Below are 21,636 nucleotides of genomic sequence, written 5' to 3' on the forward strand. Positions count from 1 at the left end.
TTGCGCAACTGCCATGAGCAGAGAATGGCACAGCGCCTTGTTTGTCAAAAAACCCCCTCCAGCGACCAAAGCAAATACACGTATTCCTCAGCTTACATCATGAAATTATTAAAAAAGTTGTAGAAAAAAACTTTAACGGCATCTGAGAAACATGAACTGGCGCGCTACGCCGCGACGGAACATCAGGCCAGCGAACGGCTCGGATGACGAATTGTGGGTTTCAGCCGAAACCTGTTGCCTGACAGCCCGACCAGGGGATGGGCTGCCCCCGGACCGTGTACATATCAGTCAGAATCTGAACTGTAGGCTCATGATAACAATACCAGGCAGAAGAAGACCTGACCTTACACTGATATAGCTATTCAAATCATATTTAACGCCATGATAAATATAGGGGGCAAAACCTATACCGGTCGCCCTTTTAACATCGTGGTAGAACCCATCATCTCCGCAATGCTCAAAGGGTTTGAATACAAATTCGCCTGCGTACGCGTATAACCCTTCAAAGCTCCAATTGTTATGCCTTACCCAATTTTTCCCCATACCCAACAATACGCATCGGTTGCTTTCACTGTTGACGAAAGTACCGGCCAAAAAAAAGTAATCTGAATTGTTATGCACTTTTTTTTCAATGGCAAACAGTTGGTTTTTAAAGTATTGATTGTCCCCCTCCTTCGGGGCATAAACGTGATACGCAAAGGATGCAGTATCTAATGAATAGAGGTCCAAATCGTTCGCAAATGTTTGTGAAAAGTAAGACAACAGGAACATTAAACATATGAACTTTATCCATTGGGATTTACCAGACACTTTTACCCCCTATTCCAGAGACTGGTCTATGGCCTTTTCTTTAATAAACAAAACTGCATTGTTACTTTTTTTTAGTTCATGTCACGAAGAGAACCGCGCCCTCGAGGTTGCGACGCCGACCGGATAAAAAGCATTAATATCAATAACTTATAAAATTTTGGTCAAAAATGAAGGGAGCGCATCTTTGTCTTACTGCTTAACAATACTTTACAATATGATGTATTTAGATGTTTTTAATGAAAAAATCAAGCCATCTGGATGCTGAGACAAAAAATAAGCGTTACTTTAGTGGCAGGGTAAGCGGACAGCAGAACTTCAGCCGCGATGGGTCGGCTTAGCAATGGATCTTCCAGGGTTATTGGTATAAGCACAATAGCGTTCATTAATGCGGTTTATGTCCGCGCGCACATTCTTCTGCCATAGCCTGCGCAGCCACTACGAGCCTGTAATGGGCGGCATTCGCTATTTGCTTAAATCCCCGCGCTCAGCAGATAAGAGAAGCTGCGTCGAGGCTGACGAGGTACGCTTCCGACAGCGCAGCGACATGAAATCGTAAGATTTTATTCAAGTAATGTAACCATATGAAATAAATGAACTAATCAGTAATTATTTAGTACTATTCGCATTGCGTATTACTTCCTGAGATGAATACTCAACATGACTTAATAAGGAGTAAATATGCGACGATTATTGATGATGTTAAGTATCATAATGCTCAGTGTGGCCCTAAGCGGCTGTATTTGGTGGCCAGGCCCGGATGGTGGAGACGGTGGTGGTCCTGGTGGCGGCCAGATGGGTGGACCTGGTGGTGGAGGCGGTGGCGGACCGGGTGGCGGTGGCCCTGGCGGCCATGGTTAATTCATCACTCCATGCAAATACCAAATCACGTTGGTAAATTACTGTCAGAGCCCATCAGGAAAAGGTAATGGGCTCTTGCAGTGATTAAATGGTCGGCTGTAATGGCAGAATGTCAGTAGAATAATCCCTCTGACTTCCTCTTATATTCGGATGTTCGCTGCTGCGGTCGGGCCCGCTGACAGCGGATGGTCTGGTAATCTCCCCGTTTTCAACGGGATCTTTAAGTAGAATTATGCCACCAATGCGAGCTTCTGCATGGGCGCTATGCCGCCTAGCCCCATATGGGGACGTTCATGGTTATAGGTCCAAAGCCACCGCGTTGCAAAATCTTGTACTTCGGCAATATAACTAAACACATATTGATTTAGCCAGTCATAACGTACCGTGCGGTTAAATCGCTCTATATAGGCATTTTGCTGGGGCTTGCCCGGCTGGATATTAAGCAAGGTTATTTGATGTTTAATCGTCCATTTTTGCAGTTGGATACTCAGGTATTCCGGGCCGTTGTCGCACCGTATACAGGCCGGCTTTCCGCGCCATTCGATGAGCTGTTCAAGTGAACGAATAACGCGTTCTGACGTCAGGGAAAAATCAACATCCAGGACCAGGCCTTCCCGATTAAAATCGTCTATCACATTGAATGTGCGGAAACTTCTGCCATCACTTAATTGATCATGCATAAAATCCATTGACCAAGTATGGTTGGCCTTGTCAGGCACAACTAACGGGGCCGGATGAGGCCGGATAATCCTTTGTTTTGGCTTGATCCGCAAATTCAATTTGAGTTCGCAATAAATCCGATAAATGCGTTTATGATTCCAATGAAAGCCTTTGATGTTACGCAGAAATAAATAACACAGACCAAATCCCCAACTACGGTGTCGTGCCGTTAAATCGGTAAGCCAATTGGCTATTTGCACATTTTCATCACGCAATTTAGTGCAATAACGGTAGCCACTTTCGCTGAGGCCAAAAATGGAACAGGCCAGGCGGATAGAGATACCTTTAACGCTGACTGCGTGCCGCGCCATCTCGCGTCGCCGGGATGGCGTTACCACTTTTTTTGCATGGCCTCCTGGATGATCTCGGATTTTAAACGCTCTTCGGCATACATCTTTTTGAGCCGTCGATTTTCATCTTCCAGTTCTTTCAGGCGGGCCATCATTGAGGCATCCATGCCGCCAAAGCGTGAGCGCCACTTATAAAAACTGGCATTACTCATACCATGCTCGCGGCAAAGCTCAGAAACCGGTGTACCTGCCTCAGCTTGCTTCAAAATGGCCATGATCTGACTGTCGCTAAAACGTGATTTTTTCATCCGAATCTCCTCGATTCATGTTACGAGAAAATTCTACTTATGAGTACCCCAGTTTTTCGGGGGGATTACCATCCCAGACTTGCACCACTGCATGCATAGGGTGCATGATTCTGCATGGCGATCGGGAGCGGTGTTATGGCGCTGTAGCCCTGCTCTGGCCTGGATCCGATTGGATCGGGCAAACGCATGAAAAGCGACACCTAAAACGGGCAGGCGAGGAAGGGATAGCATTGCGCGCACGGACCAATAAAATGAATGAAAGGGTAGCTATGGAACTCAGCGAGTTTACAAATTTATGCGATAAGATATTGGAAGAAAATCTTCTTGATAATGAGAAGAGTATTGAGCAGGTATATGAAGATATCAAAGAAATCTGTAGGGATAATGTGCATCAAATTCGTCAAGAAGCTTTTTTTATTAGAAAACAACTTATTATAAGAAATTATTGCTATGGTTTGAAAACAACACCTTACCTTCAATTTCTTACTGTTATTATTGATAGCCCGAGAAATAATAAGATTACATTAAACAGACAAGTTATACAACAAAGCGAATGGAAGAAAATTTTAGAAATTATTTACTCCGTGAAAAATACATCACATTACTTCGATTCCAATAATAATACTTTGAATTCTTGCAAACAAGAGATTAAACTTGGATTTTCAATTAAGCGATTGCATGACCTGAATATAAATATAATATTTAAAGATGATAATGTTTATTTCTCCGAAAATTCGTTCAACATTATAGATAATCTATTGGAGAGTCATTGTAAAAATATAGGTGGGGAAAACATACTAAATTTTTTATTTGAAAAAATCAGAACGAATTATGATAATAAGTTTTCACGATTTCATGTTTATCGGGAAGTCACGAATGGATTAGCTATTGTGCCGCAAGCAGTACCTTGGGGATATTGCATAGCTTTAGGTGTAAAATATTTAGATTATAAAGGTTCAATAACAAAAGAAAATGAATTTAATAACCTATTGGAGATATTGAGAGATATCATTGCTGTATTTGAAATTCAACCAGAAAGTATCTGGGAAAATATTTATGTAAGTAGTGATAAAATGATCGATTTTTTACAAGAATGTGTCGTTTATGATAACTTAATATCCTTTTTCCAAATCAATAAGAATTATTGCAAACAAATTATAAACTCGCTATCCGCTAGGGCAATGGCTGATAATCACAAAAGCTTTAATGTATCAATGAAAAATATCATTAAGGTATCATATGCAATCATAGATTTATCGAATAATCTAATACCTACAAAGGTCATACTAAAGGATATAGTAAATAAATGTAAGTTATCAAAAATTCAAACATTAAGTGTCTTAGAAAAAATCTTATCACCTAAAAATAAAAAACAAAATATAAAATTTCACTTCCCCCCTTCGAGTGAAGACATAGGCCATACATCTTATCCAATTTTAAGACAAGGTGAATTTTATATTCTTTTACCAAAAAGTATCACATCGATAGCTGTGCTTAATTCAGTTTTGAATCAATTAAGTAAGCCAAATGGCCACTTTGATAACTCTATGGATAGTAAATTGGGGAGGGAATTGGAGTTTTTTTTAAGAGCTGAATTTTCCAAAAGAAACATAATTAATCACACAGGTAATTTTTATTTTGAGAATAAAAAAATATATGGGGAAAGTGATATATTAATCGAGACAAATGATATTATATTTTTGTTTGAAATCAAAAAAAAGTCACTTACAAAAAAAGCGATGTCCGGAAGAGATTACAGCTTATTAAATGATCTTTCTGATAGTCTTCTACACTCGCAAGACCAAGCATTCAAAATCGAATATCTATTAAAACTTACTGGAGAAATCACGCTGCATGACCTTGATGCCGGGATCAAAAAGACTATATTTTTAAGTGGTCGTAGAATTGAGAAAGTTTCAGTTAGTCTTCATGACTTCGGAAGCCTGCAAGATCATACAACGCTAGAAACAATACTAAAGTTAAGTATATCCTCTCAGGTACATAGCTCCGATTTGGAAATTGACAAAAGACTGAAAAATTGGAGAGATTATACGAAAGATATCAATAATTATTTACTTCTTCTTAAAGATACAGAAATTGATCGTCAACGTCTCTTTAGCAACTCAAGTTTCATGAGTGTCCCTCAAATTTTAACTCTCTTAGAATACTGTAACTGTGAAGAAGATTTCGCATCAGAGTATAAAAAACCACGCAGCATATCATTCTCAACACGCGATTTTTATAAAGAACTATCATTTCGAAAAACAATGTCAATATAATAATTTAAGTATTAATTTTCAAACATCAATCCGCGAAACCACTAGAACCTTAATATCTATTGGTTTTTAAAAAAGATGTAAAAAACTACTAATTATTAAATTTGTAACCAAGAAAACTAATTAAAAGCGACCCCATCCAATTATTTATTTCTCTCATACGTTCTTGCAGTGGGTTTGTAGTCCCCCCGGTTTTTAGTACCACTGCCAATGAGGATCTCCGACCAGTTTTTGCCTTGCGTAGATAACTGGCGGCATATCGCCGAGTGAGCTGTGTGGACGCTCCTCGTTATATTCTGTACGCCAGCTCTCTATTAAAAACCGCACTTCAGATAGCGTCCGGAACAGATACATATCAAGTATTTCTGTTCGCAGGGTTTTGTTGAACCGCTCGATAAATCCGTTTTGCATTGGCCTACCAGGCTGAATAAAATCTAGCATGACACCGTTATCCTCTGCCCATTCCGCCAAGGCAACAGCGGTAAGTTCGGGTCCGTTGTCACTTCGAATATAAGCCGGATAACCTCTCTCGCTGCTGAGTCGGTCCAGGATACGGACGACACGATGAGCCGGTATATTTAAATCAACTTCGATTGCCAGTGCTTCCCGATTAAAATCATCGACCACATTGAACAGGCGGAACCTTCGCCCATCTATCAAGGCATCACTCATAAAATCTACTGACCAGCAGTGGTTCATTTTATGCGGAATAGCCAAAGGCTGGGGATGACGGTTGGGCAATCGTTTTTTCCCCTTACGCCTGAGGTTTAACTTCAACAATCGATATATTCGGTAAACCCGTTTTGCATTCCAGCTCTGTCCGAACTGACGTAACTTATTGAACATCAGACCAAAGCCATAGGCCGGATACTGTTGCGCCAGTTTTTGTAATGCCTCTATCACCGGCAGGTCCCGCGCGGTGTTATGGCGATAATGCAAAAGACTTCGACTGATGCCAATAATCCGACACCCGCGACGCTCGCTGGCGTGATGTTCCTTCATGACATAACGCACCAACTCGCGTTTCTCAGGTGCCGTTAAAGTTTTTTTGCTACGACATCCTTAAGGATTTCATGATCCAAGCTCAGGGAGGCATACATCTGCTTTAGTCGGCGATTTTCTTCTTCAAGCTCTTTCATCCGCTTGATATCAGAGGATTCCATCCCGCCGTATTTGGATTTCCAGTTATAGTAGCTGGCTTCTGAAACACCGTTTTCGCGACAGACATCCTTCACATGCCGGCCACCTTCAACTTCTTTCAGGACTCGCAAGATCTGAGTTTCAGTGAAACGCGCTTTCTTCATGATGAGCCTCCCGTTGGTTGCATTTTAACCAGAGAACTCCATCAAGCGGTAAGACTAAATTCAGGGGGGACTACACCGCCAGTTATCTACGTAAGGCAAAAACTGGTCGGAGATCCTCATTGGCAGTGGTACTAAAAACCGGGGGGACTACATCCCCACTCATAGCGGTAATATCAATCGCGGCCATAGGGATTCACTTCAGAAGAGGGAATAAAAAAGCCGACCACGCTTTAAGCGCAAATCGGCATCTTAGGAGAATGTAGTAAGCTTTAATTTTCGTCGAAACATATGTAAAAGGACCATTGAAACTTACAGGACCTCAATTCCCCGATTTAGCCCTGAAAAACATACCATGCGGCGCCACCATATAAAAGTGTATATTTGGTATAGGCTGCGACCGCTAATGAATAAGATGAAGCATTATTTATAGTTGAATCAGTAGACAAAAGAGTTATAGCACCGGATGAAATGTTAAATAATTCTATTTGGTGACCAGCCTGCACGTTTGTCTTTTTGGGAATAGTAATAGCTATTCCAGAGACCAACACAACGAGTGATGGTTGCAGTGAATTTAGTGAAATATCTGCCGAAATATTAGTGAGAAATTTAGGGAGTTTACGAACACGCCCAGCACCATCAATTCTGGCATTTGTATTGACTTCCGTGAGATCCGTTGTGCCAACATTATTACACCAGTTTATAGAGGCAACAATATTTTGTCCTCCAAACCTCAACCCAACTTGGCTACTTGAAGCGTCCTGAAATCCATTCCAAAAAGTACCGCTTGCTGATCCACTTGAAAAGAAGTTAGCATTTTTTGCAGAAACCGAGTCGAAACCATACAACCAATTTTGAGTTCCAGCCGGATGTACATACACACCCGCAGTACCACCATATGTTGATTGGGAAAGCAACACAACATCAATCCCGTTAATATTGGTAGGGGAAGAAACTTTATTGTTTATAAGACCATATTCTGCGATTACAGCATTCGATGTTCTTGTCGTCGCCCCTATCGTCACATTTGCATTATGGGCCCAAATTTTTGTTAATGGGTTTAGGTATAAGCCAATTCCACTCGTTGGCGTTGATGCCACCGACGATGAAGCTTGCCACCATCCATCAGCAAGAGTAATTGTAGTAGAAGTGACGGACGAAATTATCCCCCACCAGGGTGTGGAATGATTGGTTAAGACAACCATTCCAACTTTTACATTAGCTGTATCGATACTAGTTGCTGTAAACCCCGTAGCAGAATAAACCGGTGAAGAAAAAATTTCCCATGAATTATAAGGCGTACTACTTGCATCAGAAAAACTCGCCACTCCATCAACTGACCCATAATTAGCTAATGCCTGTGTTGTTGATGCGCCGGCAACTTGCGGAAAAAAAGAAAGGTTTGAAGCATTTAATCTTGCTGATATTACACAATTATTTCGCCCAATACCGAAGCCGTTTTTACCAATATATATACCCCCATAATGCAATAAATCTTGGTCACCTGTTTGCTCGGCGATAATATTGGCATCATCAACAGAACTTTGTCCATACACAAAAGGATATGCCCCACCATAATCCGTTGATGTCAGCATGTGGTTGAGTGAGGAATAAACAGTTGAATACCTAAAGCCAACCAATTGTGCACCATTTTGCTCTGCTAGAGATACAGAAAGCTGGTCTGGGTCATATTTCAACACGTCAGGATAATAAAACTGCTGTACACCATTAGCATCCAAAACGGCCATTGATTGGCCTTCCACTGTCACGAACTTGGAAACAGATCCATTGTATTCAGGATAGCCCCCGGCCCCTATGCTGATAGGTTGACTCACAGCAGTTGTACTGCCGTCGTTGTTCTGGACATAGACTTGTATTTGATTAGCGGCCACGGTCGGATCGGTATTGATTTGGCCAATGTAAATCGATCCACCCGCTACCGCTGCAAAAGAGTTGGGTAAGGTGAAAAGCTGAGATGGAGCGGATACCACTACGTTAGGAATAGCCATAGCCTACCTCATTAAGATGCTGTCGAAGGGGCAAAGCACCCGTGAAAAGGATTTCAACTCTGCCATCATATACAAAATACTGTATATAATTACAGGCTATGCTTTTGAATAGGATTTGGGAAGCATTGAAATGGCAACTAAACGTAATAGATTGAGTTCACGATAAATTTGACCGCTTCGGTATGATGAACTTGTTTCCATTAGGTTCCATTTGCTGCGGACTTAGGCCATACCCTGACCATTTTTTAACCTTCTCGCTAAGACATACTCTGATTTTCTTCCTACTCAATCATATAAGCATCAAATGAGAATATCGTTAGATTTCCAAATGATTACTAAGTAAGGAAAAATCATGCCGGGTAATCCATTGCTAGATATCAATAATCTGTCCGATGTAAGCGACGCCGCAACGGCAAGAGATAACTTGGATGTATATAGCCAAGCTGAATCAGACGAACAACTCACGAACCAAGTCGGGCTACCTGTAGGAACAGTTTCACAAGCGATTAGCTATGTCACGCCTTCGATGTTCGACTCAATCCAAGATGCCGACAGCTATGCCATGGAGCATGGACTCGAACTCGTTTTCACGGCTGGAACATATACATTAACTGGTTATACAAACACTTCTGACCTGCCCGTTAGGTGGAGAGCTCAAGGTGAAGTGATCATAAATGTTCAAGGTTCACCGTTAGGTTTTAACTCAACAAGGAAACAAGTTACCTTAAATGGCAGCAGCTTACGTGATCAAAATGTTGTGACAATTTTAGACTCTTCAATCGTTTCAGTTGGTGCAATACTTTTGCTCAAAGCTGACGAGCGAGTGGAGACAAGGCGTTCAGACGAATATATTAAACGAAGTATAAAACGTGTTAAATCCATTGCGACAGGATCTGTAATTCTTGACAGTAATCTTTTTTTTGATCACTCCGCCACAGATACTTCGGTTAGTGCCTATGTATATAATACCCCAAGAAAAGTGTATCTCAAAGGTATCCATTTTCATGCAACAACGGGTGTTCAATATGCCTTGGCCTTCACTGGAATAGCAGATTGTGAAGGATTGATAAATTGCAAGTTCAGTTCCGATGACAATACAACAATAGACGCATTTCATTGCCAGGAGTCATATAATATTTCGGCCTACAACATTGAACTAGTGAATGTTCGCTATGGCTGTAAAAATATTACAACAGCGAATTGTCGGACCGATAAAATTCGCGGAAATAATTGCCGACATCTTACATATTCAGCCGACTGGGCAGAAAACACTATATATAATGATATTATTGGGAGAGATAATATAGCGTCTGTAGATAGTCATAATGCTCTATTTACAACCATATCAAATGTATTTTCTGAAGGAGACAGCGAAATATCGAACAATAGAAGCTATGGGGGCACGATTGAAAATTGGAAAATACAAGTATCGACTTTCCCAACAGGAACTGAGGAACTGGGTCTATTAACCCTATCCAACCAGGTTTGGACTAATGGCACGAACGGGGTTGATTATAGAAATCGTTGGAAAAAAATAGGTGATGTAAGGATAAAAAATATAATCATAGAATCAAGTGATGGCAGCTTACCTTCAAACGGAATAGCTTTGTTAGTCACGGGAGGCAGGTTTTTGCAGGCTGATAATTTATTTATCGGGGATATTGACATAAGTCAAGGAGCACAGATAGGAGATCAGGGGGATAATTTTAAATACGTAGTACTGAATAAAACAAATATTAATTTCAATCAATCATATAATTCTTCTTTAACAAAAACATTAATAAGAATAGATAATGAAATATTACCAGATGGTAAGATAAATGCTTCTTTTTCCAATGGGATATTTAGTATATATCTACCATACGATGGGAAATATGGGGTTTTGAACAGGTCGGCACAAAGAACCGAAGGTGAGATACCCCTTAAAGATTACCTAACTTTCGCAAACCCTATGAGCATTACCTTGAACGTTTTTGATCATCCTAATCCATTTGGTCATGGCTCCGGACAAAAAGGAATAGTTATTGCTCATTTAAAAATTCTTGTTATTCAATCTATTACATCAGCCATCCGTTTTGATATGCTTTCTACTGAATTGGCTTGGAAGCATAATTTCGCAACAGATACTGCAAGTAATAAATTAAACATTACTAGCTTATATAATTTTCAAGGTCCTTCGTCACAAGCAGGAGATGGTTTATCTATAACATTAACTTCCACTCCTACAGTAATCGATCCTATACGCGACGGAACTGGGGTATTTTCCGATTTTGGCGTCAATATACCTTTGACGATATCAAATACTAACCCTTCATATATAGGAGATTTTAGAATTTTTTATGAGCTTGAATTGTTTGAGATGGATCAATAGAATTATTTATACATACAATATAGTGATATCTTTCGGGCCTACCCTGGCCCGATTTTTTAAGCACAACAGACCGGAGCAACTAAGGCCACTTATTTTTTAAGGGTCATCTAAAGTGATACTAGAGGTAGCAGGATCACCAGGATTTATATTAGATGGTCTATTCCAATGGCTCCCAAGGAGAGCATTCGCTGACGCATCCGGCTTCGGCCCATACTTATTAAGTGAATCGTCCGGCATAGTATTAGATGTTTCATTGGATGAATCATCAGGACTTGGTCTGACTGTGACGCCTTTATCGCTCAAAGTATATTCTATACCTTTACCATCTTGATAGGTGCTAGTCGATTTGCCGTTGCTGTAATGAGTATCTTGCCAACCCTGGTCATTGGGAATGCTATTAGACGTGGTACCATCATCGTTTATGTAGTAAGAGCCCCCTGATTCATTCGGCTGACACTCGACTGCATAAGCTGATTGCAAATACGGTAATAACAAAAATTACTAACAATGCTTGCTTATTAATTTTCATTACCATTCATCCCAGTAACATCAGACAGTTTAATCGTACGTAATCAGGACGGAATGTTACAAATCAAGATAGTAAGCATAAGTAAGACTTCCTTTAATTTTGCTTGCGCGGTACCACCGAACGCTGCGGGTGATAAATGGAAGGGATGCACTGCTGATGTAGGTTTGAGCAAGCAGCCCCTCTATTTTCTGAACAGAAACGAATTTGCTCTCCAGCGGCAATACCGAACGCGCCAATGCCAACATTGACCAACGCGGTTATTTTCATGTAATGCATTCCATGAGGTTAATGATAATTAATCCTCATAAGATATCGCTTTACCAATGGTATTCATTGGTGCACATCATAGATTTGCTTTTCAATCAGCCTTTTTATGTTCGTGCGCGCATTTTTTTGGCTTTGCTGGCTGGTAATGGCCCATCATGAAACAGTTCACTTGCCGCGTGCGGTCGTCTGCAACTCGATAATCTCGGGCATCCTTGCAAACTCCTTATTGCAATGCCGGACGAGGTAGCTCAGAAAGTGCGCACCGGGCTCATCGTTAACCAGGTCGTGTTGGCTTTCTGCCCATTCGTAGATGGCGTTCATGGCGTGATAACACTCATGGCTCAGAGTATCGATATAGCCATCCAGATTAGCGACAACACCGATAAGCACCAGATTCAATCCATTGTCTTTCCATGATAGACATCGCCTCTTTCCTGTCGCCTTCTCTTGCTCTGTAATTTGGCATATCTTTTCTTCGATTTTACCGACGATGACATAACATTCTACCTGCGATGTGTATGGGTAGGTATTGAAGAAACGAACCCCAGCGCGACGCAGCTTACCGTATTGAGTAGATGCCATGCGGCACTCCTTAATTATTGCGTGTTCATGCGCACATTCTTCTGTCATGGCCTGCGCAGCCACTATGAGCCTGTCATGGGCGTTATTCGCTGTTTGCTTAAATCCCCTCGCTCAGCAGATAAGAGAAGCTGCGTCATGGCTAACGAGGTACGCTTCCGACAACGCAGCGACATGAAACCGTAAGATTTTATTCAAGTAATGTAACTATATGAGATAAATGAACTAATCAGTAATCATTTAGTACTATTCGCATTGTGTATTACTTCTTGAGATGAATAATCAACATGACTTAATAAGGAGTAAATATGCGACGATTATTGATGATGTTAAGTATCATGATGTTTAGTGTGGCCCTAAGCGGCTGTATTTGGTGGCCAGGGCCGGATGGTGGAGACGGTGGTGGTCCTGGTGGCGGTCAAATGGGTGGGCCTGGTGGTGGAGGCGGTGGCGGACCGGGTGGTGGTGGCCCTGGCGGCCATGGTTAATTCATCACTCCATGCAAATACCAAATCACGTTGGTAAATTACTGTCAGAGCCCATCAGGAAAAGGTAATGGGCTCTTGCAGTGATTAAATGGTCGGCCGTAATGGCAGAATGTCGGTAGAATAATCCCTTTGACTTCCTCTTATATTCGGATGTTCGCTGCGGCGGCCGGGTCCGCTGACAGCGGATGGCCTGACACAGGCGTTTTCAGATGTCGGGGCTACGGGCGGGACCCAGTTCAGCACAGACCCACCTTCATTTCACGAAATGAGGAGTCTGGCCGGGCGACTTTATGAGATCGAATATGGGGCGGAATTTGCGCAAAAGTTGCTCGGACATAAGAACATGTCGATAACACAAAAGTATCTGGAAAACCGTGGTTCGGAGTACGTTTTCATTTAGACCGAATACAAGTTTGCGGGAATATTTCGGAAGCAACCAAAAAATATCTTTATAAATCAATGATAAAAAAAAGACCGAATACGATTCCTGTTTTCGTTGCAACGCAGAATTAATTATATATATCATATAGATACACTACAAATACCATCATAAATCACTTACTAACGCTTACCATTACATCCTTTTCGTATCAAAAGCTTATCAACTATTTCGGGATTGCGATGGGAAAATTTCGGGATCCTTTTTGTCACTCTAACCTCTTCGTATAATCATCAAACCGCGGCGAATACAAACCTTCTATACTTCAGTTACACCTTTCCATAAAGACGACACTATGTGCGGAAGATTCGCTCAGTTTGAAACACGCGAGGAATACCTCGAATTCCTGAACGCCGACGTTGAATTTGTCGGTGCTCTTGATGGCGAACGGGTTGGACGGTATAACGTTGCGCCCGGCACCCGCGTTCTGCTGCTGAACCAGCGCGAGGATAAATTACACCTCGATCCCGTTCATTGGGGTTATCAGCCGGCATGGGCCAAAGAAAGCGGACGCCCTCCCCTTATAAATGCCCGCGTCGAGACGGCGGCGACAGGGCGGATGTTCAAACCGCTATGGAATTCTGGCCGCGCCCTGGTCATGGCCGACGGCTGGTATGAATGGAAGAAAGACCCGGACAACGCGAAGGTCAAGCAGCCGTATTTCATTTATCACCAGAACGGGCACCCAGTGTACTTTGCTGCTATCAGCCGATTTCATCCCGACGCCCTGGACGCTCCGGAGGATGATGGATTTGTTATCGTTACGGCGGCCAGCGATAAGGGTCTGGTTGATATTCACGACCGGCGGCCCTTGGTAATGACGCGATCTGCTTCACTCGAATGGATGTCGCCGGAGACCACGCCGGAACGCGCCGAGGAGCTGGCGCACGACAGTGCCATTTCAGCTGATGAGTTTGCGTTTCACCCTGTCGGCCGGTCTGTCGGAAACATTCATAACGACAACCCTGAAATCATTAAGCGCATCGAGAACCCGGTTGTGTAGCGTTATTTTGCTTTCACGATCGGCAAATCCGCATACCGCGTCGTATACGCCGGCGAGAGAAGCGCCCGTTTCATCTGCCAAGCTTGCTGGATGCCCTGCCCTGCAAACCATATCTTGCCTTTACCCGAGTGGTTTATCTCGTCTAGAACCCGCATCAGCGCTTCGCTATTTACACGCGGCTGATGTTCATCGAATAGCGCCAACTGTGCGACGCCGGCGCTGTAGAAATCGCCCAGCATCACGCCCGCTTTCTGATAACGCATGCCCGGCATAAATATTCTATCCAGGCACTCCATGGCCACTCTGACAATGTCCCGTGTATCGTTACTGGGTATTGTGAGTCCTCCCGTCGCCTGGTTGCCATAATACGGTTCATCCAAATCAAAGGGGCTAGTTTTGATGAAGACTGAAATTTTTTTGCAATATTGCCGCTCGCCACGGAGTTTCTCTGCCGCCCGTTCCGCATATGCGCAAATAGCCTCCCGGACGCTCTGATAGTCCGTGGCGCGATATCCGAACGAACGTGAACTGACGATCTCCTGTTTCGTCGGCGCGAATTCCTCCATCGCGATGCATGACTCGCCGGACAGCTCTCTAACGGTACGCTCAAGCACCACGCTGAAATGTTTTCGGATGAATGGCGGGTGACTGTCAGCCAGTTGGAGCGCGGTAATGATACCCATGGCGTTGAGCTTCTTCGATATCCGGCGGCCCACACCCCAGACGTCTTCAACCGGCACCAGGGCCATCAGCTTACGCTGGCGCAGCGGCGAAGACAGATCCACCACACCGCCGGTTTTGCTCCACTGCTTGGCAGCATGGTTGGCAAGCTTGGCAAGGGTTTTGGTCGGGGCGATGCCGACACCGACTGTCAGTTTAGTGCGCTGCTTTACCCGCTCTCGGACATCACGACCAAACTGCTCCAGGCTCATGCAATTACTAACGCCGGTCAGGTTCATGAATGCTTCATCAATACTGTAAATTTCCACCGATGGTGCCATTTCTTCTAGCGTGGTCATGACCCGGTTGGACATATCGGCATACAGGGCATAGTTGCTGGAAAACACATTTACGCGGTGTTTCCGGACGATATCCTTGATCTCGAAAAATGGGTTTCCCGTTTTAAACCCGAGCTTTTTGGCTTCGGCCGATCGCGCTATTACGCATCCATCGTTGTTGCTCAGAACGATAACAGGCCGCCCGCGCAAATCTGGACGAAATACCGTCTCGCAGGAGGCGTAAAAGCTGTTCACGTCCGCCAGGGCAAACATATCAAGGTGCAGCGTGAATAATGAACGTCACGACGCCGAAAATTTCGACAGTGTCGTCAACACGAATCGGGATAGCTTGGTAAGCGGGGTTCATGGGCATTAAGCGCGGTATTGGGTTGAGCTGCAACTGCTTTACCGTAAACTCGCCATCGATTGCAGCGATAACGATCTGCCCGTGGCGAGCGGTGATCGCGCTATCCACAACCAACATGTCGCCTTCGTTGATGAAGCCCTCAATCATCGAGTCGCCAGTAACACGGACAAAATACGTTGCAGCAGGATGATTTATGCATAACTGATTCAAATCAATACGATTTTCGACGTAGTCCTGTGCAGGGCTGGGAAAGCCAGCGGGCACGCGCGACGCGAAGAGTGGGAGCGGAATAACTTCGGCAAGCTCAGCAGCAGGTATAAATCTCATAGCCAATTACTCAAAATGACACTGTTGTTTCATACAGTATAAGCAGGCTAACGAGGAATTGTGAAGTAGCGAGGCGGGAGAAAATCGCAGGTCTTTGACATAAAGGATAATTTAGTTATTTGAAATAACATTACATCGTTAGTTTTATTATCATTCTTAATATTGTCAACAGTTGATTTTCAATAAATAACTTTTAAACCGAGGACTGTCTTTATATAATTTAATTTCTTCTCAAGAGAAGAGCAAAAAAATTACTTCATTAATAAATTTGTTTAAAAGGACTTTTATGACTAAATCAAAATTAGCCTGTTTATTATCTCTTTTCGTTATGTTCGCAACGCCAGCGATATATGCGAATCAAACGGAAAACATAACTAAAGGAGCTAGTTCAAATGATTTTCTTCTTAAAAACAAAAAGACAGATGATGAAATAAGAAAAATTATTCTGAAGGATTACTTAACGTATCACGTAACAAAACGTGGACCTTGTCCGTGTCCTGATATGAGAGCAAAGGGTGATTCGAGGTGTGGGGCTCGCAGCGCCTGGAGTAGAAAAGAAAATAAAGATGTGCTGTGTTATAACACTGATGTAACTAAAGACATGATAGCTGACTGGAGAGAACATCAAGAGCAGAAAATATCAAAAGAACCAAATACAGAAATCAGCACGGTCCTCACCAAAGAGGAAATTGAGAAAGAGAAAAAAGTTGATGATTTTATTGAAAGTTTCTCGGGAAAATATGACACGAAACAAGACATTAAACAGGAAGAGATAAAATATAATTAAAATAATTATATTTATAGATGTTTTTTTGCCCGCCCAGAGCGGGCTTTTTAAAAATTAGTTATTTACTATCGAAAAAAAATATTTTTTAATCCTGATATCGGCTTTTTCTGATTAGCACCTTTCTATCAATTAGATTTTTGTGAGCATCGTAATATCGGCTTGGCCATATTTCACATGGGTGGACTTCAAGTTCTTTTGCTATTATATACTCTCCTTTTGGCCAAGGACGAACTAATGTATTTGCCAATGTGCTAGAACTGAGGCCCGCTTTACGTGATACGGCTGCCAGAGTAGTCCCTTGTTTACGTAATGATGCGATGATGTCGGCGTGATGCCAATCTTTTTTCATTTGATAGTTAATTCCTTAAATAACAGATACCGCCAGATAACTGGTAAACCTGCGAGTAAATTTTTTAGATAAATATTTTATATGTAATAGCCCGCAAAGTACGGGCTATAAAAATAGCTACTGAGATCCCGACGATAAGAGGTTAGCTATTAAAACTCCAAATGGTCTGTATGAATAAAGCGCTTAGGTAGATATCTATGATAATCTCTAGATATGCAAAAATTTTTGAAGTCATCGAAGTGATTAACACCTACTTTTTCATATAGCATTTGCATATAACTCTCAACTGTTCGTGGTGATAGATTTATCCTCTCGGCTGTTTCTTTATTTGTCAATCCTTGCAATCGAAAAAACATAATCTCACAGTTTCGCTCTGTAAAGAAATAATCAGGTTTATTCAAAAGCAATGAGCCCGGCATGTGCCCTTTGACAAAATCATTTAATGAATAAACCTCCAAATTTTTGGAATACAAACACAGTCCAACGCACTCATTATCATCGTTATAATATGGAATTTTATTTACGATGTAAGGATAATCTACGGCCAGGGGATGAATTTCAAGGGTAGCAAGCTTACTTTCGTGGTCAGTAACTTTCCTGTCTTGCCTAACGAATTCAAGTCCCAAGTCATCTATTTCAGTCAGCCTTGATTTAATTTCAATATCAAGCTTACCAATTACGTCTGACTGAGATTTCAATCCAAATAATGATACTGCGGCCATGTTTACATATACATATCGTGAATCTAAATCTTTAATACCGTACGGATCAGTAAATTGGTCCAGCAGGCTAATCATTGAATTCGATAGTTTTACTTCTGAAACTTTGTTTCCAATCATGATTTTCTCCTTAGGTTAATTTCAAATTACCTTAAGGAGCATATCAACTTCATATTTTTGCGAGAACTGAACTAAAGTGCAGGTGACTAAAGATAATATCGTAGAATCTACCATTGCATCTTAATAGATTTGCGGCGAATATCGCATATTGTAAAATGAGGGTTGCTATGCCTGAAATTTCTAATTAATCTCAGTCGCGAAGTTTCCATTTTATTGTCTCTATGTTTCGGGCCAAACCTGGCCCGTTTTTTTATTTACGCTATTGAGCAAATGGCAATATTAAGCAAAGACGGCGGCAGACTGCTACAACATAGGTGCAACCGCGCGCGGAGTCTCACCACTCATAGCGGTAATATCAATCGCGGCCATAGGGATTCACTTCAGAAAGGGGAATAAAAAAGCCGACCACGCTTTAAGCGCAAGTCGGCATCTTTGGAGAATGTAGCTCACTTAGGTGATAGGTTCAATGCTTGTATGACCCTTTTTATTTCGGCGTAAAGCATAGAGTTCAATTTTTCACGAAACCAAACATGGCAAGCTTAAATTCTACCAAAGCTTTATATTACCAATCACCACATTAATGTTTATTAAAAAATATTTAAATTTTAAATGTAACAACACTCAAGTTAATTTGTTGGGGAATGAGACATCAGAACTGCATGTAACCCGACGTTTACAGCGCTTAAATTTTGCCCTGAAATGTTCAGGACCCTAACATAGGCTTGTGTTTTACTTGAATTAATATAGGTTTGTATGTTGACTTGCGCCATACTGTTAGCATAGCCAGTTGGAGTTACTGTAAAATTAACATTCGTCCAATCTGTGACATTTATACCAAAAAGTGTAGTAACATCCTTATCAACATATCCATTAACAGCAATTGCGCCCCATGATACAGCGTTTATTGTTGAATAAAATTTCATGCCACCATCAATATTAACCCTGTTGGTGCCTATGAATAATCTTGAAAAGAATGCATAGCCGAAATCTGTTATCCTAGCCAGCAAATTGGATGCCGTAGTACCAATAGAAAATATATTTTGACCATTTTGAGTGATAGGCCTCAGATGCATAGGTGCATCTGACACACTTAAAAATGAATATGTTTCTGCGCCGCTAATTACCACCCCATTATTACTATCGAAAATTCTTAATCCATTGTTCCATTTGTATTGTCCGTCTCGCAATCTTTGTATTCTTATACCATCTGAGTTTGAGATATTTGACACATCACCAATACCAGCAATATATAACCCCACATACTGACCACCTCCGTCTGTGGCAGCGTTAGTATCTATATTCATATCAATTTCTATACCATATGCTTCATCTCCAGTATTAAACTGAGAATGCGCGTTGGTTAATGTGTTTACAGCCCACATTCTTTGACGCAATGAGTTTCTTGAAGTAATTCCGAAAAAACCACTTACAAAATTTTTATTATATAGAGTTCCATCTGCATTATCGTGTATGCCATCACACAGTGTTTCGACAATCATCCCCTGTTGTGATTTATTGGCTTCTTGTGTTAGAGATTTTCTAATTGTATTGCTTGATAGAACATGATCTGGATTTGTAAGAGTTTGTGGAAGATATTGAAGGCCTGTGACTATTGAGTTATTGACATAACTTATGCTTACTGGATTATAAATATCAAAATTAACATTCTTTGTTAATGTAATATCACTATCTATAATTATAGATTTATTTGAGTCAAACGCAGTTTGCATTGCATCATCATCAGTCAAGCCAATGTTTTTATAATAACTTAGAGCAACAAAGGGACCATTACCTAAAGTGCCGACGAGACTTGAACCATTACTTAAGCCCAAATCATACCTGAGTTGTTCAGGGTCATATTTTAAGACGTCTGGATAATAAAATTGCTGTACCCCATTTGCATCCAGTACAGCCATGGACTGCCCTTCCACCGTCACAAACTTGGCTACTGCTCCGTTGTGCTCAGGATAGCCCCCAGCCCCAATACTGATTGGTTGGCTCACGGCATTTGTGCTGCCATCATCGTTTTGAACGTAAACCTGGATTTGGTTAGCGGCCACGGTCGGATCGGTATTGATTTGGCCGATGTAAATCGAACCGCCGGCTATCGCTGCAAAGGAGCTGGGTAAGGTGAAAAGCTGAGATGGAGCGGATACCACTACGTTAGGAATAGTCATAGCCTACCTCATTAAGATGCTGTCGAAGGGGCAGAGCACACGTGAAAAGGAGTTCAACTCTGCCGTCATATACAAACTACTGTATATAATTACAGGCTATGCCATCGGGTAGGATTTGTGAAGCATTGAAATGGCAGCTAAACGTAATGGATTGAGTTCTAGAGGAATTTAGCTGTTTCTGTATGATGAGCTCGTTTCCATTAGGTTCCATTTGCTGCGGACGCTAGAGCCGGCCCTGGCCCACTTTTTAGCGTTTTATCAACTTGGCAATTGAGTGTTTAACTTTTTTCCCACAAAAATAAAGGGTTTTTCAATGGTCTTGAATGTGATAGTACATGCAATTACCACTAAACAAAAAATAGCTGGCATAAGCGAAAAGTAAATAGTTCCGCTAAATGCTGGTAATTTCGGCATTAGCAGCTTAAAAAATATAAATAAAATAACCCCATGCAATAAATAAATACTATAGCTCATTTCTCCTAATATCACTGAAGCCGGCTTTGACAAAAGACCAAATATACTATTACCAAAAACTATGGGTATGAAAAATATAAACACAAATAATACATTGTCTATTCTTGTCACATCACCTCTTGATAAAAGAGCAAGCATAATTGCTACGATACCGATTACTGATGACTTTTTCGAGCATAAAAACATGCGAATATTTTCATTGACTGAAAATCTAAAATAAGAAATGCCACCACCTAATAGGAAAAATATTGCATACCTGCTTTCGAAACCAAAATATGTCTTATTAATTAAGAACATGGCTAAAAGGCTAATCGCCATTATAAACATACAGAATTTATTTTTTATGAAAAAGGATATCACCGGCAATGAAAAATAAAATGCCCATTCATATTTCAATGTCCAAGTAACACCAGCGCTTATATGCATTGTATCTTGGTAACCGTTGATCGAACTACCTACAAACAAAAACCATTTGATAATATCCATTGCGAGGCGTGATAAATTTGAATCAATAAGAAAATTTGTTTTATATAACGCCAAGAAGAAAGTAATACTTACAACTAGTAAATACAGAGGCATTATTCTAAAAAATCTTGAAAAATACAATTTATACCAATTTGTTTTCGAATTTAAATCTCTGTCACGTATTAATTTCCCTATAAATAAATATCCCGTTATCATGAAAAATACAGCTACTCCAATTCTTCCCATATTGTTTGCATAAATAATTTTCGGGGGTACCCACTTGCCAGTCAGTAACCACATGTAAATTATCATGTAGTGATGACCTACTACCAGCAAGGCTAGATAACCTCTCAGTCCATCAATACACCCGTCTCTATTACCATGCGGCAATTGTATACCTAGAAAAGACTTATTGTATAATGTTATGAATGTGAAAGCAGTTAAAACAGATATTAAAAATAATGGCAAAAAATAATATGACATTATAGTAACCCTAGTAAGCTGCTGATCTCCCCTATCTTTATAAAGTCATTTTACACAAAACGATACATATATTTACCTTATCTTAATAAAGAGCAGATAAAGTAATTCTATGTAAATTAATA

The 21,636-nt window shown here is 41.2% G+C and carries 19 protein-coding genes; 7 read left to right on the top strand and 12 right to left on the bottom strand.

What is annotated here, in order from left to right; translation table 11 throughout:
* Window positions 1-288 precede the first annotated feature (288 nt).
* Entirely contained in the window at window positions 289-810 is a 522-nt protein-coding gene (locus tag ACL2XJ_RS23275) for a hypothetical protein (protein ID WP_413724620.1), read from the bottom strand.
* A 757-nt stretch (window positions 811-1,567) separates the two neighbouring features.
* Between ACL2XJ_RS23275 and ACL2XJ_RS23280 the strand changes: the two genes are divergently transcribed.
* Complete coding sequence (locus ACL2XJ_RS23280) at window positions 1,568-1,705, top strand: hypothetical protein (protein ID WP_413724621.1); 138 nt, start codon at window positions 1,568-1,570, stop codon at window positions 1,703-1,705.
* 193 nt (window positions 1,706-1,898) lie between these two features.
* On the opposite strand, the gene ACL2XJ_RS23285 is transcribed toward ACL2XJ_RS23280, so the two are convergent.
* A protein-coding gene (locus ACL2XJ_RS23285; RefSeq protein WP_413724622.1) for an IS3 family transposase occupies window positions 1,899-2,986 on the bottom strand; the annotation gives its coding sequence in 2 pieces (ribosomal slippage) (window positions 1,899-2,734 and window positions 2,734-2,986; 1,089 coding nt in all).
* A 17-nt stretch (window positions 2,987-3,003) separates the two neighbouring features.
* On the opposite strand from ACL2XJ_RS23285, the gene ACL2XJ_RS23290 reads away from it, so the two are divergent.
* On the top strand, window positions 3,004-5,265 hold the full coding sequence (locus ACL2XJ_RS23290; protein ID WP_413724623.1) for a hypothetical protein: 2,262 nt from the start codon (window positions 3,004-3,006) through the stop codon (window positions 5,263-5,265).
* A gap of 192 nt (window positions 5,266-5,457) precedes the next feature.
* Here the strand turns inward: ACL2XJ_RS23290 and ACL2XJ_RS23295 are convergent.
* A protein-coding gene (locus tag ACL2XJ_RS23295) for an IS3 family transposase (RefSeq protein WP_132925564.1) occupies window positions 5,458-6,566 on the bottom strand; the annotation gives its coding sequence in 2 pieces (ribosomal slippage) (window positions 5,458-6,317 and window positions 6,317-6,566; 1,110 coding nt in all).
* Between the two features lie 332 nt (window positions 6,567-6,898).
* Window positions 6,899-8,572, bottom strand: coding sequence for a phage tailspike protein (locus ACL2XJ_RS23300; RefSeq protein ID WP_413724624.1), 1,674 nt, complete (start codon window positions 8,570-8,572; stop codon window positions 6,899-6,901).
* Window positions 8,573-8,924: 352 nt separating this feature from the next.
* On the opposite strand from ACL2XJ_RS23300, the gene ACL2XJ_RS23305 reads away from it, so the two are divergent.
* Window positions 8,925-10,943, top strand: a complete 2,019-nt coding sequence (locus tag ACL2XJ_RS23305; protein WP_413724625.1) for a hypothetical protein — start codon at window positions 8,925-8,927, stop codon at window positions 10,941-10,943.
* A gap of 622 nt (window positions 10,944-11,565) precedes the next feature.
* Here ACL2XJ_RS23305 and ACL2XJ_RS23310 read toward each other — a convergent pair.
* Window positions 11,566-11,739 (bottom strand): hypothetical protein, encoded by a 174-nt coding sequence (locus ACL2XJ_RS23310; protein ID WP_413724626.1) that lies wholly within the window; start codon window positions 11,737-11,739, stop codon window positions 11,566-11,568.
* Between the two features lie 165 nt (window positions 11,740-11,904).
* Window positions 11,905-12,321 carry a hypothetical protein gene (locus tag ACL2XJ_RS23315; protein WP_413724627.1) on the bottom strand — a complete coding sequence of 139 codons (417 nt, stop codon included), beginning with the start codon at window positions 12,319-12,321 and terminating at the stop codon, window positions 11,905-11,907.
* A gap of 384 nt (window positions 12,322-12,705) precedes the next feature.
* Here ACL2XJ_RS23315 and ACL2XJ_RS23320 point away from each other — a divergent pair, with 384 nt between their 5' ends.
* The 3 genes from ACL2XJ_RS23320 to ACL2XJ_RS23330 all read left to right on the top strand — a co-directional run bounded on the left by ACL2XJ_RS23320 (window position 12,706) and on the right by ACL2XJ_RS23330 (window position 14,248).
* The gene (locus ACL2XJ_RS23320) at window positions 12,706-12,843 is read left to right on the top strand and encodes a hypothetical protein (RefSeq protein ID WP_413724628.1); all 138 of its coding nucleotides are present in this window, start codon (window positions 12,706-12,708) and stop codon (window positions 12,841-12,843) included.
* Between the two features lie 153 nt (window positions 12,844-12,996).
* Entirely contained in the window at window positions 12,997-13,206 is a 210-nt protein-coding gene (locus ACL2XJ_RS23325) for a tyrosine-type recombinase/integrase (protein WP_413726952.1), read from the top strand.
* A 334-nt stretch (window positions 13,207-13,540) separates the two neighbouring features.
* On the top strand, window positions 13,541-14,248 hold the full coding sequence (locus ACL2XJ_RS23330) for an SOS response-associated peptidase family protein (protein ID WP_413724629.1): 708 nt from the start codon (window positions 13,541-13,543) through the stop codon (window positions 14,246-14,248).
* A 2-nt stretch (window positions 14,249-14,250) separates the two neighbouring features.
* Here ACL2XJ_RS23330 and umuC read toward each other — a convergent pair whose 3' ends face one another.
* Both umuC and umuD read right to left on the bottom strand, forming a co-directional pair.
* Window positions 14,251-15,519, bottom strand: coding sequence for a translesion error-prone DNA polymerase V subunit UmuC (gene umuC, locus ACL2XJ_RS23335; RefSeq protein WP_413724630.1), 1,269 nt, complete (start codon window positions 15,517-15,519; stop codon window positions 14,251-14,253).
* 1 nt (window position 15,520) lies between these two features.
* Window positions 15,521-15,940, bottom strand: coding sequence for a translesion error-prone DNA polymerase V autoproteolytic subunit (umuD, locus tag ACL2XJ_RS23340; RefSeq protein ID WP_413724631.1), 420 nt, complete (start codon window positions 15,938-15,940; stop codon window positions 15,521-15,523).
* Window positions 15,941-16,226: 286 nt separating this feature from the next.
* On the opposite strand from umuD, the gene ACL2XJ_RS23345 reads away from it, so the two are divergent.
* Window positions 16,227-16,727 carry a hypothetical protein gene (locus ACL2XJ_RS23345; protein WP_413724632.1) on the top strand — a complete coding sequence of 167 codons (501 nt, stop codon included), beginning with the start codon at window positions 16,227-16,229 and terminating at the stop codon, window positions 16,725-16,727.
* Window positions 16,728-16,812: 85 nt separating this feature from the next.
* Here the strand turns inward: ACL2XJ_RS23345 and ACL2XJ_RS23350 are convergent, their stop codons facing one another.
* From ACL2XJ_RS23350 to ACL2XJ_RS23365, 4 genes are all read right to left on the bottom strand, one after another.
* Window positions 16,813-17,076 (bottom strand): helix-turn-helix domain-containing protein, encoded by a 264-nt coding sequence (locus ACL2XJ_RS23350; protein ID WP_413724633.1) that lies wholly within the window; start codon window positions 17,074-17,076, stop codon window positions 16,813-16,815.
* 149 nt (window positions 17,077-17,225) lie between these two features.
* Window positions 17,226-17,915 carry a PAS and helix-turn-helix domain-containing protein gene (locus ACL2XJ_RS23355; protein WP_132926708.1) on the bottom strand — a complete coding sequence of 230 codons (690 nt, stop codon included), beginning with the start codon at window positions 17,913-17,915 and terminating at the stop codon, window positions 17,226-17,228.
* 626 nt (window positions 17,916-18,541) lie between these two features.
* Window positions 18,542-20,092 (bottom strand): phage tailspike protein, encoded by a 1,551-nt coding sequence (locus ACL2XJ_RS23360; protein ID WP_413724634.1) that lies wholly within the window; start codon window positions 20,090-20,092, stop codon window positions 18,542-18,544.
* Window positions 20,093-20,350: 258 nt separating this feature from the next.
* A complete protein-coding gene (locus ACL2XJ_RS23365; protein ID WP_413724635.1) occupies window positions 20,351-21,514 on the bottom strand; it encodes an acyltransferase family protein in 1,164 nt (387 codons plus the stop codon).
* Between the last annotated feature and the right edge of the window lie 122 nt (window positions 21,515-21,636).

The organism is Sodalis sp. RH16 (genome assembly GCF_047324245.1).
In the GTDB taxonomy this organism is placed as follows: Bacteria; Pseudomonadota; Gammaproteobacteria; order Enterobacterales; family Enterobacteriaceae; genus Acerihabitans; species Acerihabitans ligni.

Excerpts from the sequence above, each read along its gene's own strand:
- ACL2XJ_RS23280 (WP_413724621.1), top strand. The coding sequence starts at position 1,568 with ATGGTGGAGACGGTGGTGGTCCTGGTGGCGGCCAGATGGGTGGACCTG.
- ACL2XJ_RS23290 (WP_413724623.1), top strand. The coding sequence starts at position 3,004 with ATGTTACGAGAAAATTCTACTTATGAGTACCCCAGTTTTTCGGGGGGA.
- ACL2XJ_RS23300 (WP_413724624.1), bottom strand. The coding sequence starts at position 8,572 with ATGGCTATTCCTAACGTAGTGGTATCCGCTCCATCTCAGCTTTTCACC.
- ACL2XJ_RS23305 (WP_413724625.1), top strand. The coding sequence starts at position 8,925 with ATGCCGGGTAATCCATTGCTAGATATCAATAATCTGTCCGATGTAAGC.
- ACL2XJ_RS23310 (WP_413724626.1), bottom strand. The coding sequence starts at position 11,739 with ATGAAAATAACCGCGTTGGTCAATGTTGGCATTGGCGCGTTCGGTATT.
- ACL2XJ_RS23315 (WP_413724627.1), bottom strand. The coding sequence starts at position 12,321 with ATGGCATCTACTCAATACGGTAAGCTGCGTCGCGCTGGGGTTCGTTTC.
- ACL2XJ_RS23320 (WP_413724628.1), top strand. The coding sequence starts at position 12,706 with ATGGTGGAGACGGTGGTGGTCCTGGTGGCGGTCAAATGGGTGGGCCTG.
- ACL2XJ_RS23330 (WP_413724629.1), top strand. The coding sequence starts at position 13,541 with ATGTGCGGAAGATTCGCTCAGTTTGAAACACGCGAGGAATACCTCGAA.
- umuC (WP_413724630.1), bottom strand. The coding sequence starts at position 15,519 with ATGTTTGCCCTGGCGGACGTGAACAGCTTTTACGCCTCCTGCGAGACG.
- umuD (WP_413724631.1), bottom strand. The coding sequence starts at position 15,940 with ATGAGATTTATACCTGCTGCTGAGCTTGCCGAAGTTATTCCGCTCCCA.
- ACL2XJ_RS23345 (WP_413724632.1), top strand. The coding sequence starts at position 16,227 with ATGACTAAATCAAAATTAGCCTGTTTATTATCTCTTTTCGTTATGTTC.
- ACL2XJ_RS23350 (WP_413724633.1), bottom strand. The coding sequence starts at position 17,076 with ATGAAAAAAGATTGGCATCACGCCGACATCATCGCATCATTACGTAAA.
- ACL2XJ_RS23355 (WP_132926708.1), bottom strand. The coding sequence starts at position 17,915 with ATGATTGGAAACAAAGTTTCAGAAGTAAAACTATCGAATTCAATGATT.
- ACL2XJ_RS23360 (WP_413724634.1), bottom strand. The coding sequence starts at position 20,092 with ATGACTATTCCTAACGTAGTGGTATCCGCTCCATCTCAGCTTTTCACC.
- ACL2XJ_RS23365 (WP_413724635.1), bottom strand. The coding sequence starts at position 21,514 with ATGTCATATTATTTTTTGCCATTATTTTTAATATCTGTTTTAACTGCT.